13 protein-coding genes are annotated in these 16,714 nt (G+C 37.7%); 5 read left to right on the top strand and 8 right to left on the bottom strand.

The features are described from left to right. Positions 1 to 33: 33 nt before the first annotated feature. Positions 34 to 729: a pseudouridine synthase gene (locus tag ABE41_RS20015; RefSeq protein WP_066294283.1), complete on the bottom strand. Its 696-nt coding sequence runs from the start codon at positions 727 to 729 to the stop codon at positions 34 to 36. A gap of 216 nt (positions 730 to 945) precedes the next feature. Between ABE41_RS20015 and ABE41_RS20020 the strand changes: the two genes are divergently transcribed. The 3 genes from ABE41_RS20020 to ABE41_RS20025 all read left to right on the top strand — a co-directional run bounded on the left by ABE41_RS20020 (position 946) and on the right by ABE41_RS20025 (position 3,823). After that, entirely contained in the window at positions 946 to 2,097 is a 1,152-nt protein-coding gene (locus tag ABE41_RS20020) for a GNAT family N-acetyltransferase (protein WP_066294284.1), read from the top strand. A gap of 143 nt (positions 2,098 to 2,240) precedes the next feature. Further along, positions 2,241 to 2,414, top strand: a complete 174-nt coding sequence (locus ABE41_RS20835; protein WP_083207904.1) for a YozQ family protein — start codon at positions 2,241 to 2,243, stop codon at positions 2,412 to 2,414. 140 nt (positions 2,415 to 2,554) lie between these two features. Beyond that, positions 2,555 to 3,823 (top strand): S-adenosylmethionine decarboxylase related protein, encoded by a 1,269-nt coding sequence (locus ABE41_RS20025; RefSeq protein ID WP_066294286.1) that lies wholly within the window; start codon positions 2,555 to 2,557, stop codon positions 3,821 to 3,823. Between the two features lie 43 nt (positions 3,824 to 3,866). Here ABE41_RS20025 and ABE41_RS20030 read toward each other — a convergent pair whose 3' ends face one another. The 4 genes from ABE41_RS20030 to ABE41_RS20045 all read right to left on the bottom strand — a co-directional run bounded on the left by ABE41_RS20030 (position 3,867) and on the right by ABE41_RS20045 (position 8,867). Next, positions 3,867 to 4,520, bottom strand: a complete 654-nt coding sequence (locus ABE41_RS20030; RefSeq protein ID WP_066294289.1) for a glycosyltransferase — start codon at positions 4,518 to 4,520, stop codon at positions 3,867 to 3,869. 396 nt (positions 4,521 to 4,916) lie between these two features. Further along, entirely contained in the window at positions 4,917 to 6,962 is a 2,046-nt protein-coding gene (locus tag ABE41_RS20035; protein WP_066294292.1) for a catalase, read from the bottom strand. A gap of 119 nt (positions 6,963 to 7,081) precedes the next feature. Then, entirely contained in the window at positions 7,082 to 7,669 is a 588-nt protein-coding gene (locus tag ABE41_RS20040; protein WP_066294295.1) for a hypothetical protein, read from the bottom strand. A 13-nt stretch (positions 7,670 to 7,682) separates the two neighbouring features. After that, the gene (locus ABE41_RS20045) at positions 7,683 to 8,867 is read right to left on the bottom strand and encodes a ParM/StbA family protein (protein ID WP_066294297.1); all 1,185 of its coding nucleotides are present in this window, start codon (positions 8,865 to 8,867) and stop codon (positions 7,683 to 7,685) included. A gap of 367 nt (positions 8,868 to 9,234) precedes the next feature. Here ABE41_RS20045 and ABE41_RS20050 point away from each other — a divergent pair, with 367 nt between their 5' ends. Then, a complete protein-coding gene (locus ABE41_RS20050) occupies positions 9,235 to 10,785 on the top strand; it encodes a glycosyl hydrolase family 28-related protein (protein ID WP_066294299.1) in 1,551 nt (516 codons plus the stop codon). Positions 10,786 to 10,826: 41 nt separating this feature from the next. On the opposite strand, the gene ABE41_RS20055 is transcribed toward ABE41_RS20050, so the two are convergent. The 3 genes from ABE41_RS20055 to rlmN form a co-directional block, all read right to left on the bottom strand. After that, entirely contained in the window at positions 10,827 to 11,366 is a 540-nt protein-coding gene (locus ABE41_RS20055; RefSeq protein ID WP_066294302.1) for a GNAT family N-acetyltransferase, read from the bottom strand. 15 nt (positions 11,367 to 11,381) lie between these two features. Next, positions 11,382 to 13,337: an endonuclease MutS2 gene (locus ABE41_RS20060; protein ID WP_083207906.1), complete on the bottom strand. Its 1,956-nt coding sequence runs from the start codon at positions 13,335 to 13,337 to the stop codon at positions 11,382 to 11,384. A 457-nt stretch (positions 13,338 to 13,794) separates the two neighbouring features. Next, positions 13,795 to 14,874, bottom strand: a complete 1,080-nt coding sequence (rlmN, locus tag ABE41_RS20065) for a dual-specificity RNA methyltransferase RlmN (RefSeq protein ID WP_066294304.1) — start codon at positions 14,872 to 14,874, stop codon at positions 13,795 to 13,797. A 311-nt stretch (positions 14,875 to 15,185) separates the two neighbouring features. Between rlmN and ABE41_RS20070 the strand changes: the two genes are divergently transcribed. After that, a complete protein-coding gene (locus ABE41_RS20070; RefSeq protein WP_066294306.1) occupies positions 15,186 to 16,676 on the top strand; it encodes a peptide MFS transporter in 1,491 nt (496 codons plus the stop codon). The last annotated feature ends 38 nt before the right edge of the window (positions 16,677 to 16,714 follow it).

Genomic DNA, 16,714 nt, shown 5'->3' on the forward strand with positions numbered 1-16,714 from the left:
TTGTATACAATGAACGTAGATTTTTTCCCGTTTTCATGAAAGATCTAAACCCTTTTTTAACTCTAGAAGCTCGTCAGGCTTAAGTTCTCTCCACTTTCCAGCTTCCAATGTATGAAGATGTATATTCATAATGCGTATACGTTCCAGTTTCTCTACTTCATATCCGAGGGTCTTGCACATTCTTCTGATCTGCCGGTTCAACCCTTGAGTAAGAGTTATTCGAAACACATATTTACTGACAAACATTGTTTTTGCCGGTCTTGTTATTGTGTTAAGAACAGGAACACCCTCTCCCAATTTTTGAAGAAAAAGCTCCGTTACAGGCTGATTCAGAGTCACTTCATACTCTTTTTCATGACCAAAGTCAGATTGGGAGATACGATTTGCAAACTCCCCGTCATTTGTAAGCAGAATCAACCCTTGAGAAGCTTTATCTAACCGTCCAACCGGAAAAACACGGTCAGGCACTTTTACACACTCCAGGATATTTCCTTTTATATCAGGGTTAGCTGTACATGTAATGCCAACTGGCTTATTAAAAGCGAGATATATTGAAGCTTTTTTTGTAGGAATAGGCTTATGATCAATTAGTACTGTATCGCCTTCATCTACTTCTGTATCTTTATTGCAAACAACGCCATTCACCGTAATACGGCCGTTTTCTAAAAGACGCTTAACTTCCCGCCTGGAACAATATCCTGTCAAACTTATATACTTTTGAATTCGCATGAATGTCCTCACTTCATCGTTGCTTTATGCACAACAGTTTATAATTATAACTGTAATTGAATATATTTTCGATACTTTTTATAAATATCCAATATTTTTCTCTAATTATAAATATCCTATCACGGATAGTGCTTTTTATCAGAATATTACTATAAATAACTTTTCAAGTTTCTTCTTTAACTTGTAAAATGTAGATTGAAAGGGAGGCTGTACAGTATGCAATTAAGAAAAATAAAAGAAGAAGAATTTGATAAAGCTATCCAACTCTCTGAATACGCATTTCAATACAAAGTAAAAAAAGAGGATCTGCCTAAACGATATGAGATGCTGAAGCGGCATGAAATTTGGGGAGAATTTGAAAACGAAGAATTAATATCGAAGTTGCATATTCTTTCCCTGGAAATAATCATAGAAAATTGTCGATTCTCCATGGGAGGATTAGCAGGAGTTGCTACATGGCCTGAGCATAGAAGAAAAGGTTCTGTAACACGCCTGCTAAATAAAGCACTACTCGCGATGAAGGATAAAGGGCAGACAATCAGCTTGCTGCATCCTTTTAACATTCCGTTTTATCGCAGGTTCGGATGGGAACTGACAGCTTCAGTTAATAAGTATACGATCGAAAAAAATGATTTATATCGTTATGAGGATGTTCCAGGGATTGTATTCAGGCTTAACCAAGAAGACGGGAACTCTCTTTTAAATACGGTTTATGAGAAATGGTTTGCGAAATACAATCATTTACTGATTCGTCCTGACTATTGGTGGAATAATTACGTATTCACAGATGGATACAACCGAATCGTTTATAAAGATGAAAAGGGAGAACCTCAAGGCTATTTATGCTGTAAGGCTGCAGACAAATTGCTGGATGTTCAAGAGTTTGTGTATGTAACTGAAGACGCCAGACGAGCTCTATGGAACTTTATCTGTCAGCATGATTCAATGGTTGATAAAGTGAAAATCATTGCACCAGCACATGACCAGCTTCCTTATTTATTGAATAACCCAAGGATTCATCAAGAGCATTATCCTTATTTTATGGCTCGAATTGTGGATGTTGAAGAATTTTTAAAACAGTATCCTTTTATAATAATAGATTCCCCTCTATCTATTACGGTTACCGATGAAAAAGCAGAGTGGAATAACAGAACCTATTTCATTTCTCAAAATGGGATTGCTTCTCAACCAAGAAGCGAGAAAGGCAAGCTCAGCATGGATGTACAAACGCTGACAGCAGTCTTTCTAGGTTCTCAAAAACCTGCCTTTTTACATGAATGTGGCAAGATAAAAGGTAAAGAGGAAGACGTTATCCAACTCGAAAAGAGCATCACAAAGCTTCCTGCAGCCTTTATTGATTTCTTTTAATAACATTCACGCCTCATCCTCCATGGGATGGGGCTTTCATATTTGAGATGTTTCAGGTTAATACTATAGGGAATTGAAATATACCGGTCATTTCCGGCTGATCATCATGAATTTTTGTTATTTTTAAAGGAGGCTAAAATCTTATGAGCGATAAAAATAAACAATCCGAAAAAGTAGCTGAAGTAAATTATGAGCCTAATAAGAAAAATAAATCAGACACAGAGAAAAACTTAGAAACTGTCCATGAGCAAATCAATGATACTTTTAATCAAGGAACAATTGATGAAAAGAAAAAACAAGAGAAGAAAAAAGATTGACCAAACTATAAATGACCTGCTTGATCGTTAAGCGGGTCATTTTTTTATTAGAAATATGCGTTTGTACCCCGTCATCAATCCATACGAAACCTGGCAGTTGTTAATACAATAAAGTATTACACACCAGGAAGGATGTCAGGATGACCCAAATTAAAAGACAAGCTTCAATTACAATCCTTGGCAGTGGTGGTGGTGTTGCAAAAGCAATATTATCGATTTTGAACCATGCTGTAAAAGATAATAAAGACCCATTATATGAGTTGCTTAAGACCTCAGAAATTCATCTGATTGATATCGAACAAAAGACACTGTATTATTATCAAAATCTATTTCCTAACTTAAGCAATAAAATTTATTTATACGAACAAGATTTAAAGGACTTAACCTTGTTCAAAGAACATCTGCAGAAGACAAAGGCTACGATTGTTATCGATGCCTCATGGGCTGATACGATTGAGATGCTTACTTGCTGTAACGAGTTAGGAGTTTCTTATGTTAATTCTGCATTAGAAAACGTAGAAGTTGATGAAGATGAGACTCTCTACGGATTCCCATTATCCGAACGCTTTAACCGATTTGAAGATAAAAAAGAACAATTCAACAACACAAAAGCAATTGTTGGCTCAGGAATGAACCCGGGCGTTGTCCAATGGATGGCTCACGAGCTTATTAAGAAACACGTGGACAACCCTCCACTAGCCTGTTATATTGTCGAGCACGACACTTCATTTTTCAGCGATAAAAACTTAGTAAAAAAGGACACCATTTATACTTCATGGTCTGTTGAATGTTTTCTTGATGAAGCCATACTAAGCTATCCGATGTTTGTTTCACATCATCTGCCACTATATATGTATGATGAAGTTTACAATACAGAATTCACAGTCAAACTAGGCAATAAAAAGTTTCAAGGCTGCCTTATGCCTCACGAAGAAGTGCTTTCTCTTGGTAAACTCTACGATATGGAACTCGGTTTTATTTATCGTGTAAGTGAACATACAACAAAACTCATAAGGGACAACCTTTACCGGGTAGATGACTTATGGGAATGGGAACATCAGCTTTTGGACCCTGAAATCGGGCAAATAGACGGCGAGGATCTTATCGGTGTTCTTCTCGTTTTTGAAGACCATGAAGAATATATCTATAACGTAATGAATACAAAACAGATCTACCCAATATACAAAACGAATGCCACGTACTTTCAAGTAGCCTGCGGTCTATACGGAGGATTGGCCAGCCTGCTGTTAGATCCCATCCCTAATGGTGCTCATTACGTGGATGAGCTCCTGTTGCATTCAAACATCAAATATGGAGAATATTTGTCTTATTACATGCAGGATTTTGTTACAGGTAAAAATGAAACCTCTGATGGGTTGCTTCATCAGCGGATTAAAAGAATAACGTAATGATAGAAGCCTCCCTTCATGAAGAGAGGTTTCTTTTAATGATTTAGTTTCTAAACTGATGAGGGAACTGCTTCATAATACCGTTCGTAATTTCGTCTCCAAGCATAACGATATGATTTTTCCCTTTATCAAAAACAACAATTTCCCCAGCCCAGTCTTTATTTAAAAAGGCTGCAACCTCATCCGTTAAAAGCTGTAAATGCATATACAGCAGATCTTTTATCTCTTGCTCTGCCCAGTTGGGGTTTGCCTTACTTAAAAACTTTGCGATATCATCAGCGTTTCGGTACCATTCTTTATTGTACTTTTCTGCATTAACTTTATCGCCTTTACTTAAAGCATCTACCAGTTGTCCTGCAATAACAATATGTTCTGTAAGTAATTTAGTCAGCTGATTTCCTGCTGCATCGCCATAATAAGGTTTTATTGAATTACCGATATCAGCTTGGTTTTGCAATAATCTTTTCAAAACGGCATCTTTATTTGGATGTCCAGACAAAGCACTTTGAATATAGCTTCTTGTCCAATAAACATGATCTTTCCAAAGTCTTCTTTGGGTAGAATACAGATTCATTGCATTCTGGCTATAGCAAGGTCCCTGGTCGCGTTTTGCTTTTGCATCTGCTTGAAGCGGTGTTGAAAATACAGGGAATGCTATTGCTAACACCATAATTATTGATATGATTTTTTTCCTCATAAAATCTCTCCTTAAATTTTAATCCTACATAGGTAGTTTGGATAAATCTTTTCATTTCATTCTTTTGACAAGACTGTTTTCGTAAAATGGTTGCTAGTGGAAGTAGTTGATTTCCGCTCCAAGTTGCTCGCTTTCTGCGAGGGGTAAGGTGAGCTAGCTTCTGAGCCTGTGGAGTCTCCCTGTCCCGCTGATCCCTCAGGACAAGGAAGGCTTCAACAGCGTTACATCGCACGAAGAAAATGTGATTTTCATTTTCGAGGAGTCTCGCACCTTCCACTCCAAACAACTTGTCAATGAAGTGTCTTCACAAAAAAGAATAATACGCAAAAATCTTTTAAGATCCTTTGACATAAAAAAAACAGCTCCATAATTGAAGCTGCCATCATCTCTTTAATTTTACATAATCTTTCTGTCCCAATGACGATGAGCTGCAATAGCATCAGCAAATCGTTCTGCGAAGTCATTCATGTCATCACTGCTTACTACTCCTGCATCATCCATTATTTCGGCTTCTTTCAGCAATAAAGCACCTTCGTGTGTAGCTCCGATCGGTTTATAGTGTGCGTACGCTTCGTTAATAAAGTGCATTGCATTCTTCTTGAATTTGGCATCCGTACTGCCGCCTGCAAGATAAATCGCGTCAAACAATACCGAGGATGCAGTCAAAAATGTATGCTTGACTTCGATTTCGGCATCATCACCAGCCATTGGTTTCCCTAATTTATCACTAATGCACTCTGCCTGAATCCCTTTAGCTTTTAAAGCTTTTAGTACAGCAGAGACTTCTTTAGCGTTCATTTCATTGCCAACAATAACTCCAACTTTACGTGTGCTTGGGTTCTTCTTCGTATTAAGCTGGCTTAATGCAGGGGAAGATTTCGTAACTTCGGACTCTTTACCTGCAGGTGGTTCTGCTCCAATTGCTTCAGCAAATGTTGCTGCAAGTTCTGAGCTGACGTTCGCAAACATGTCAACAACTTGCTGCCGAACGGATTTGCTCTTTACTTTCCCTAGTTCAAAGCTAAACGCATTTTTTAAATGCTGTTTCTCTGGTTCACTCATACTGTTCCAGAAAAGTGTAGCTTGAGAGAAGTGATCTTTAAAGCTTTCACTTCTGCTGCGTACCTTTCTGCCTTCTATTTTTTCTTGGTAATGAACATATCCCCCTTCCTCTTCGGTTGCCGGTGACGGCGTGTTAGCGGCCAGGGAGTTTTTGTGGTAGCTTACTTGCCCTCTATTTATTGTCTGACGCCCAAAACCATCCCTTTGATTGTTATGAAACGGACAAACCGGACGATTGATTGGGAGTTCATGAAAATTCGGACCGCCAAGACGAAGTAATTGTGTATCAGTATAGGAAAATAAACGCCCCTGAAGCAGAGGGTCATTTGAAAAATCGATACCCGGCACTACATGACCAGGATGGAAAGCAACCTGTTCCGTTTCCGCAAATACATTATCTACGTTTCGGTTCAAGGTCATTTTCCCAACTATTTTTACCGGAACATCTTCTTCCGGCCATAATTTCGTAGGATCAAGAATATCAAAATCAAAATTGAACTCATCTTCTTCCGCGATTATTTGCAGTCCTAATTCATACTCCGGATAATCACCGTTTTCAATCGATTCCCAGAGGTCACGTCGGTGGAAGTCAGCATCCTTTCCTGATATTTTTTGAGCTTCATCCCATACCAGAGAATGTGTGCCTAGTACAGGCTTCCAGTGGAATTTTACAAAATGAGCTTTTCCTTGATCGTTAACAAGACGGAACGTATGTACACCGAACCCTTCCATCATGCGAAAACTTCTCGGAATAGCGCGATCAGACATCGCCCACATAACCATATGTGCAGATTCTTGATTGTTCGCAACAAAATCCCAGAACGTGTCATGAGCGCTTGCTGCTTGCGGCATCTCATTATGCGGCTCTGGTTTTAACGCATGAACCAAATCTGGAAATTTTATAGCATCCTGTATAAAAAAGACTGGGATATTATTGCCGACAAGGTCATAATTCCCTTCTTCTGTATAAAATTTCGTTGCGAAGCCGCGGGCATCACGCACTGTTTCAGCAGAGCCGCGTGAACCAGCAACAGTTGAAAAACGGACAAAAGTTGATGTCTTTTTAGAAGTATCCTGCAGAAAATTCGCCTTAGTAAATTCCTTTAAAGACTCATATAGTTCAAATTCTCCATGAGCTGCAAAGCCCCGCGCATGTACAATTCTTTCTGGAATTCGTTCATGGTCAAAGTGTGTCATTTTTTCCCGGAAGTGAAAATCCTCCATTAAAGTTGGTCCACGTTCACCCGCTTTAAGAGAAAACTCATCCTCCGATACTTTTAAACCTTGATTTGTCGTCAGCTTCTTGCCTTCATCATCTACACGAAATTGTTCCAGTTGTTCGTCCTTAGTGTTTCCACTCATTTTACTCTTTTCGCTCATTCAACTGTTCCTCTCTGTAAGTTTTTTAACTTCACATAAGAACCCTTCCCTTCAGAGACAGTTAACAAACTGAAATTTTCGCAAAAAAAACGCAGCTATAAGCTCAGCTGCGCCTTCCATTACTTATTCATATGTGCTAGGAAATCTCCTAATAAATCTTCCATTTCTTTTTCAGGATCTTTTGGCTCCTCTTTTGGTTCGTCTTCCTCACGTTTAGCGTTATCCCAATCAAATTGACTTAAATCATCATCATCTAAATCATCAATTGTATCAAGATTAACTGTTTCATCATCATAAACATCTAAAGTAACCTCATCATTCTGCTCTTCTTCTTGGAGATATAAAGCTTGATCAATATCCGTAGAATTGCTGTTTAAGGCTGCGAGTAATGAAGAGGTTCTAACAGGATTCGATATAAGCTGATACATAATATTGCCTAATAAGGCTTCAGAATGCTCATGCTTAAGCCAATCCCTTTGCATTTTACTAAGATTTTTTGGGAGCGGGATGGTGATTGTCTCTCTATCTTTTTGAATGGTTTGTCCAACACCCTGCATGACGAACTCTGAAATCCTGCTCGAAAAGTTGCGTCTTTCCGTCTCTTTAAGCTTTTGAAGCTGCTTTAAGACGTGATCAGGGGTATCAGAGGGTATACGAAAAGCAATCGTTTTGCCTCTGGTTATTTCATTGGCAGCTTTTTTATCCATTTCATCACCCTACTTAAGCTTTAACGGCTTTTTTCTCTTTGTCCTCACTCTTTTGGTCTTTCGTTGTTCTCTTAAGGTGATCAGAAATCAGCTTATAATAAGCATTTGCCATCATCCAGATGCTCTCTTTTTCATCCTCAAAAAAGTCGATGTTATATCCATCAAGGTTATTATTAAGCGTCTTAATATAATCCTTAAGGACTGCAGAACCTCCGCCTACAAAGTAGCAGATCTCAGTCTGAGAATTCTTTTGCCACACATTGCGAAGCAGACGGTACTGCTTTTTAGCTAAGTCTACCAAAATACGGTCCGTAATATCGTGTACGCTTGTACGGCTACCGCGCACCATTATATGGTTCCGGTTTGTCTTCTTCGTAATAATGTCAACAACATCACGTCTGCTGTCGAGTTCTACACCATGTTTTGAACGGATTTCTTCTCTGATCTGTTCTAATGCTTCAGAAACTCCAAGGTTAAAGCCTTGTGCTTTGTCATCATCAACATTTCTATTCTTAATTACTGCAATATCAGTTGATAATCCGCCGATATCCTGGATAAGAATAGGCTTGTCGATTAAATCCTTGTTTATGATGTTTAGGTCGTTGTCCATCACAAGGTTAATAAATGCAGCAAAACCTTCTGGATAAACCTTTACTTCTTCAAACTTTATATTTACTTTTAACCCTTGATATTTTGGTGTAATTAAAAACTCTATCTGGTGAACTGAGCCTAGTAATTTAGAGCGGTATCCAGCGTCTTTACCTTCTTTTACTTCACGAAGTGGCAATCCTGTACCTAAGATGTAGCTTGTATCAAGTACATTATTGTTTTTAGTGAAAGTTTTTGCGTTTTCGTCTCTAACAGCGTCGAGGGCAAGAGCTGCAAAAAGCATGATCAATGTCTGATCTTCTTCAGACTTGCTGCTTCCTGGATCTAATTCTGTAGAGTTGTCACTTTTAGCTGCCAATTCTCCAACACGGTATATTACATTGTTTTCTTTAAGAGCAGGGGAGTGGACTTTAATATGTATTCCTTCTAAAGGATCTTTGCTGTCTAATTCTTCAATTCCAATAACAGGACGGTCTTCAATATCTCTTGCGATAACGTTTGGTATGTTCAGCTCATAATCTAATTTTCCAAATATCCCTTTTAATGAATCATTGCCTACATCAATTGCTGCAATTCTAGATTTACTCACGGGCATTCTTCCTTTCTTATTTCAATTGTTATTTTGTTGCTATATTAATAGATTAGAATGTATTGGCAAATTAAACAATGCCTATTTTTCCTTTTAACAAAAACGTAAACATGCAAACATTGTTGTAAACATCATCTCATTCTCCTAGAAAAACCTTACACAACAGCATGCAAACGTATTTGTAAACTTGTAAACTTCGTTGCAAACAAATGCAAACATTTCTGCAAACTTGTAAACTTGTTCGTTTACAAGTAAACGTTTTTGTTTGCATCCGTCTCCCCTACCCGATTTTTCTTTTCTGATTACAAATTAATTGAACGGGAATCATTAAAATAGACTCGTTATTTGAAGCTGAGGTGAGATGCCTTTGATTTATTTAGATAAAAATCATGATCCTAATAAAAATGCAAAGCTTATAAAAGAATATCAGCAAGAGGATTTTTCACTTAAGGAAGCTTTACATGAAACGGAAGCTTTATTTAATGAGAGCAGCCACAATACTAAAAGAAATGAAAACAAGAAAGCTCTATTTAATTGGATGAAATTAATTACTAAAAGAACGCTAGTTAAAAATATCGGTTATCAAAAAGTATCAACAACACAAATATGCTGTGATTCAGAAGAATCTATCTATCCAAATTGGAAAAGCGAACTAGATGATCAATATACGAAACTATTCAAAGAAATAATAGAGGAAGTAAACGTAAAAGACTATGGAGCAATTGGTGATGGGCTCGCAGATGATACAGAAGCTTTTAAGAAGGCTATAGGCAATGGAAAAGTAATAGTACGCATTCCTGAGGGCACATATCTCACAAAAGGAATAAAACTGCCATCCTGGACATGCATAATAGGGGAAGGAAAGGGAAAGTCTGTTTTGAAATTGCATGACCAATCCCCAAAGAGTGAATGGCTTGTAACGAATAAGAACCATTTTTGGGGCAACCGCAACATTTTAGTAAAAGGCTTGAGTCTAAACTGGAACATTGAAAGACTTGGAAATGAAGAAAAAACAAGTGCTGGAAACAATCGTTCCAGCTGTCTTACTTTTGCAAACGTAAAATATGGGTGGATGCATGATATAGAAGCAATTAACCCTGGCCTGCATTGCTTTGACGTATCTTCTTCTATATATACCTATTTAGGGGATGGCACACTTTCAAGAGGAGGAAGTAAATATATCTGGCTTGATAATCTTAATGGCTATGGTTTCGGAGATGATGGAATAACAACTCATCACAGCTCACATATTTTTATTTCTAACTCCCACATGTGTGATCCTAGCGGCAGGTCGCATAAAAAAGGATTTTCTAACTCTAATGGGATTGAGATAGATGATGGATCCCAGAACGTATGGCTTTTGAACAACTCAACAACACGATGCTTTGGAGGTCTAGAGATTAAAGCGCATCATAATGCTTCTGCAGCTTCCAATGTCCATATTGTCGGCCACTTGTCTGTAAATGATAATAGAGCTTATAATTTCAGGCACATTGGCCACCACAAGGAAATCGACCCAGAATCGAAAACTGCTTTTCATATCTCTGCAACGAATATATGTGCTATTGCACCGTTTTTTACTGATCTTTACAAGGATTCAACTCCACGAGGACTTGTCGTTTCAGGTTACAATCATGTATTGATTAATCATTTTACCCTTATTGGCGATCCTTCTTATGATTATAAGAAAAACCCTGTGATCGCTATCCAATACCGCGCACGCAACGTTTTGTTGAATCATGTAACAATAAAAGACTTTAAGACGGCTGGTCCTGCGATTAAAATATATGGAGGCGGCCACCGAGCCGATGACATAGTGATTCAAAATATCAGCTGCGATAAGTATTTTTCAACCCCTATCGAATTAGGTACAGATGTAAAAAATGCAGTGATTGATAAAGTTAGAGTATTTGCCTAAAAAGAGCTCCTGTCAGGTGACAGGAGCTCTTTTTTACTTATTTACAAAATTTTTTCTAACTGAATATCAAGCGGTTCCCGACTTAATATTTTTTCGTTAATTTCAACAGCCCCATCACATCCCATTGCTTTATAAAATCCCTGTGATTCGACGGATGGATGTGCAGCAATATAAAGCTTTCTTGCCCCTAGTTTCTTTGCTTCTTCACAGCATTTTTCAAATAGTATTTTTCCTATCCCACAGCCTCTTCGTTCTGATGAAATATGAATATAAGGAAGCTCTGCATATTCGGTTTTTGTCCCGAACAAGCAGCCATCTATATTTGCAAAACCAGCTAAACCAGATACGTCAAAAGCTCCTATTGCCCTGCCCCCTTGATCTATACAAATGCGCAGATCATGAATGACTTGAGCTTTTTTGTTATCATCCCAGTCGTCAATAAAATGATCGTACTTCAATTTATATTGATGATTTTCCATATACAAAACTTGATTGGTTACTTGATAACGATTGAACTCACTTAAAAATGTATCATGTAAGTCATTTAAACTTAAAACCTTACAGATAATCGTGTTTTTCATGCATGATCCCCTGCTTTAGCTGTTCTCTCTTTCTATCGTCATTCCATCTATGTGACGCTTGTTCATCAGTTTATCTTTTTTTCGATTCTCTTTTGTTTCAAACACAATATCCATATCATAGTCCTCAGGATATAGCATCTCACTTCGAATATGAAGAATTAAGCGTTTTTTGTGAATGTGATGCTTGGTTTCCCCGGCAAGTACTCCATACTCTCCTTTTGAATTCTCTAACTCACAAATGATTCCTGCAGTTTTTAAACTTGTTACATATACTCGGTCTCCAATTTTGTATGTTTCTTCTTGTTCGTTTTGAACAGGAATCCGTTTTTCTTGCGGCTTTTTTACTGTGGATTGAGCCTTTTCTCTCGAAATCTGAAGCATTTCATTACTTGCTGTGGATAAAGAAATCGAATTTTGTTTATCCACATGTGGATAAACTTCATCGCTGTAGGTGACCTCTTTTGCACGGTTAATAACCTCAGGGACCATTCCTAACTTACGCGCTATTGATAGAGCCTGACTTTCACCTGCTTTTCCGATTATCAACCGATAAAGCGGCTGCAATGTTTCTAAATCAAATTCCATAGATCCGTTTTCAAAGCCTTTTGTTACATTTGCAAACTCTTTGATCTCACTATAGTGAGTGGTTGCTAAAATCATACTTCCCTGACTGTACAGTTTTTCAAGTATCGCTACTGCCAGGCCCATTCCTTCTGCAGGATCTGTTCCAGCTCCAAGCTCATCGAGTATGACTAAATCTTGAGGTCCCGCTTGATTCATTATTGAAATAATATTTGTTATGTGCGAGGAGAAGGTACTTAACGATTGCTCAATACTTTGACCATCACCAATGTCTGCGTAGATCTCGCGAAATACTGCAAATTCGCTTCCTTCACCTACGGGAACATGAAGTCCAGATTGAACCATCATTGTTAAAAGACCTACAGTCTTGATTGCAACGGTTTTCCCTCCGGTATTCGGTCCTGTTATTACAAGTGCTTGATAAGTTTCACCAAGGGTAAAATTTAAAGGTACACATTTTTCTCCCAATAAAGGGTGTTTGCCGTTAAAAATCTTTATTTTATTATCTAAATTTAGCTCCACATTTGTGGCATCTAAAGACCTGCTGTACTTCGCTTTAGCAAAGATAAAATCATATTGAGCCATACCTTCGATGTTTATTCCAAGTTCACGTTCATATCCCGCTACCATACCAGTTAAAATACTTAAAACTTTAGAGATTTCAATCTCCTCTTCTGCTCGCAGCATACTAATCTCTGTTTGAAGCTTGCGGATATCATTTGGCTCCATGTAAACTGTAGCACCACTCGATGAACTATCGAGAATCTGTCCATCTATATTTCTTTTGAATTTACTTTTAACCGGAATTACGTAACGGCCCTCCCTCATAGAAATGATCTGCTCCTGCATCATATCCCGGTAGGCGGCAGATTTTACTATGTTATCAAGCTTTGATTTAATTTTTTCTTCAATAACAGCAATCTTTTTTCTCGTTTTTAGCAGAGATTTACTGGCATGATCATCTACTCTTCCATTTCGAATGCACCGGTATATCTCCTCCTGTACATCTGGAAGATCAAACATAGAGTACGCATAACTCGACACAGCAGGTGCTAAAAATTGTTTATCCTTCATGAACCGCTGTATTCGGCTGACATTATCAAGAAGACCATAAACTAGTGTCAGCTGTTCAGGTGACAGGTTTAATCCTTTTTTCGGAATCTCAAGTATGTGCTCTAGTCCATTCAAGTTTGCTATTGGAACACTTGCACTTTTTTCTAATATAAGTCTGGCCTCTGTTGTGTCCACCATCCAGGATTGAATGATGGAGAGGTTTGTGGACGGTTCTAACGTTTCGATCACTTGTTTTGTTACAGCATTAACTGCATAACCGCCTAGAATTTCTTTGATTTTTTTATATTCAAGCATGTTTATTGTTTGTGTATTCAATGGAACTGCCTCCAATTTTTTTAGGATAAAAATTTCTTAAAATATACATTCATCTGTTTGAGCGAAAATCCCCTCCCCTAAAACAGAGGCCAGGAACATGCCAAATAAAAAAAGACAGAAATGAACATGTCATTTCTGCCTCATAGATAGACTTCACCCTGAAAAAATGCACAAAAAAAATCGGCTCTTAAGAAGAGTCCGGCAGCATCAAGGATTTGCATATGATGGCTTGTATCTGACCGCTGTTCTTAACTAATGGCGGCAACAAAAGAGCATAACTAAATAAACGTAAAAAACGTTTAGATTTTCTTTCGCTTGCCTTTATCCAAATTGTTTTAGTTAAGAACGCTCACGCTCACAAACACACCATCCTTTCCATTGATTACCCCTATTATATGTAATTAATTTACAAAATGTCAATATAAAAAAGGCCAATCTTAATGAATGGCCGTTACTTTTATCGGCTGACTATATCGCCTTTTTCTTTCCTAATCTGCTTGCTTCTTAACTGTCCGCATGCAGCATCAATGTCCGTGCCGTGCTCTTGGCGGATTTTACAGTTGATTCCGTTCTTTTTGAGTGTGTCATAGAAAGCTAAAACGGATTCTTGTGCACTTCGCTGATATTGACTGTGCTCATCAACCGGGTTATATGGGATAAGGTTAATATAAACTTTTTTCTTTTTATCATGAAAAAGTGCTGCAAGTTCATTTGCTTCTTCTATATGATCGTTCACATCTTTAAGTAAGATATATTCAATCGTTATACGGCGGTTTGTTTTCTCGATGTAATAATTGATCGAATCCATCAGTTTTTCTAGAGGGTATGCACGGTTGATCTTCATGATTTTAGTACGCAGTTCATTGTTTGGTGCATGCAAGGAAATAGCTAAATTAACTGGGATATTTGTATCGGCAAATTCATAGATCTTGTTGACAATCCCACTAGTTGAAACAGTAATATGTCTGGATCCGATAGCAAGACCTTTTTGATCGATGATAATCTGTAAAAAGTTTACCATGTTCTCAAAGTTATCGAATGGCTCACCTATTCCCATTACTACGATATGACTTACTTTCTCACCGTTTCCTGCATCATCCAAATGATGCTGAACATTCATGATTTGTTCCACGATTTCACCACTGGTCAGATCACGAGTTTTCGTTAATAAGCCGCTTGCACAAAAACTGCAGCCAATGTTGCAGCCTACTTGAGTTGTTACACAAACAGATAGTCCATATTTATGCCTCATCAAAACTGTCTCGATTAAGTTTCCATCTTGAAGTTTAAATAAAAATTTAACCGTACCATCGGATGCTTCTTGTTTAACATGATGCGATAACGTATGGATAACAAAATTTTCTTCTAAAAGAGCAGTGCAATCTTTGTTAACCTCTGTCATTTCAGAGAAATCTTTTACTCTCTTTCGGTAAAGATAATCCCACACTTGTGATGCCCGGTATTGTTTATGCCCATGTTCTAAAAGCCATGCCGCAAGCTGTTCAAATGTTAATCCATATATGGAATTAGTAATCATTAAAAGACCTCTTTTCAAAACATTAAACTTATTCTTTTATACTACTGAAAACTTATCATTCCCACAATGTTATCATGCCATTTCCAATACATTCATATTAAAATCTTATCTTTTAAACCATACTATGTTTTGGGTCTTTCATAATCACTTGTTTAGCTCATATTTGCTGTTATATAAGCCTTTTAACCTATATAGGCTGTAATTTCCATTTACGAATAAATAATAACCTGTAATAATAGATAAGCCAAAAACTTTTGACAATAATAAATATTTCAAAGTATTATATTTAATGAAATAAAGGAGGTTGTCTTATGTCAGACATCAATAGACAGAAAATTGTGGACAGTGTCCCTCAAAAAGGCTTCTTCGGACACCCTAAAGGTTTGTTCACACTTTTCTTCACTGAGTTTTGGGAGCGCTTTTCTTACTATGGAATGAGAGCAATCCTGATTTATTACATGTATTACGAAGTTTCAAAAGGTGGATTAGGAATTGAGGAATCCACAGCATTAGCAATCATGTCCATTTATGGTTCACTAGTATATATGTCTGGTGTTATCGGTGGTTGGTTAGCAGACAGAGTTTTTGGTACATCTAGAGCGTTATTCTATGGTGGTATTTTAATCATGATCGGTCATATTGTCTTATCATTACCGGGCGATCTGACGATGTTATTTATTTCTATGGTCTTTATCGTAATTGGTACAGGTTTACTTAAGCCCAACGTATCAAGCGTTGTAGGGGATATGTATGCTCCTGAAGATAATCGCCGTGATGCAGGATTTAGTATTTTCTATATGGGTATCAACCTTGGTGCTTTCCTATCTCCGTTAATCGTAGGACAAGTTGCAAAAACGAGCTTCCATCTAGGATTCGGGATTGCCGCAGTTGGTATGCTATTAGGACTAATCGTATTTGTTGTTACAAAGAAAAAAAATCTTGGTCTTGCAGGTTCTTTTGTGCCAAACCCGCTTTCTCCGGCTGAGAAGAAAAAATATTCCTTAATTGTTGGAATTACAGTTGTTGCATTAGCAGTTATTCTAGGAACTACAATTCCTGCTGGGATTTTTACACTTAATGTGTTTATTACTCTTGTTGGTATTTTCGGTATTACGATTCCAACCATTTATTTCATCGTCATGTACCGCAGTCCAAAAACAACAGCTACAGAACGTTCAAGAATTTTGGCATATATTCCATTGTTTATTGCGTCTGTTATGTTCTGGGCTATTCAAGAACAAGGTTCAACAATCCTTGCTGCTTATGCGGACAAGCGTACTGATTTAGAATTTGCTGGTCTTACGATTTCTCCAGCTTGGTTCCAATCGTTAAACCCATTATTCATCATCGTTCTAGCACCTGTATTCGCTTGGATGTGGGTGAAGCTTGGCGACCGTCAGCCAACAGTACCAAAGAAATTTGCACTTAGTCTTTTCTTTGCTGGTTTATCATTTATGGTTATTCTTCTGCCTGCATACTTTGGCGGAGATAACACATTGGTAAATCCTTTATGGCTAGTTCTTAGTTACTTTATCGTTGTACTTGGTGAGCTGCTATTATCACCAGTTGGACTTTCTGCAACAACTAAACTGGCTCCAGCTGCTTTCTCTGCACAAACAATGAGCTTATGGTTCTTATCAAGTGCTGCTGCACAAGCAATCAATGCACAAATCGTTAAGTTCTACTCTGCAGAAACAGAAATGATGTACTTTGGTACAATCGGTGGAGTTGCAATCCTGTTAAGTTTGATTCTTTTCGTGATTTCTCCAAAGATTCAGGAGTTCATGAAAGGTATTCGTTAATCGTTTGTAATTTAAGCCACTGGTGTAATGGAAAACCA

The organism is Fictibacillus arsenicus (assembly GCF_001642935.1).
Taxonomy (GTDB): domain Bacteria; phylum Bacillota; class Bacilli; order Bacillales; family Fictibacillaceae; genus Fictibacillus; species Fictibacillus arsenicus_B.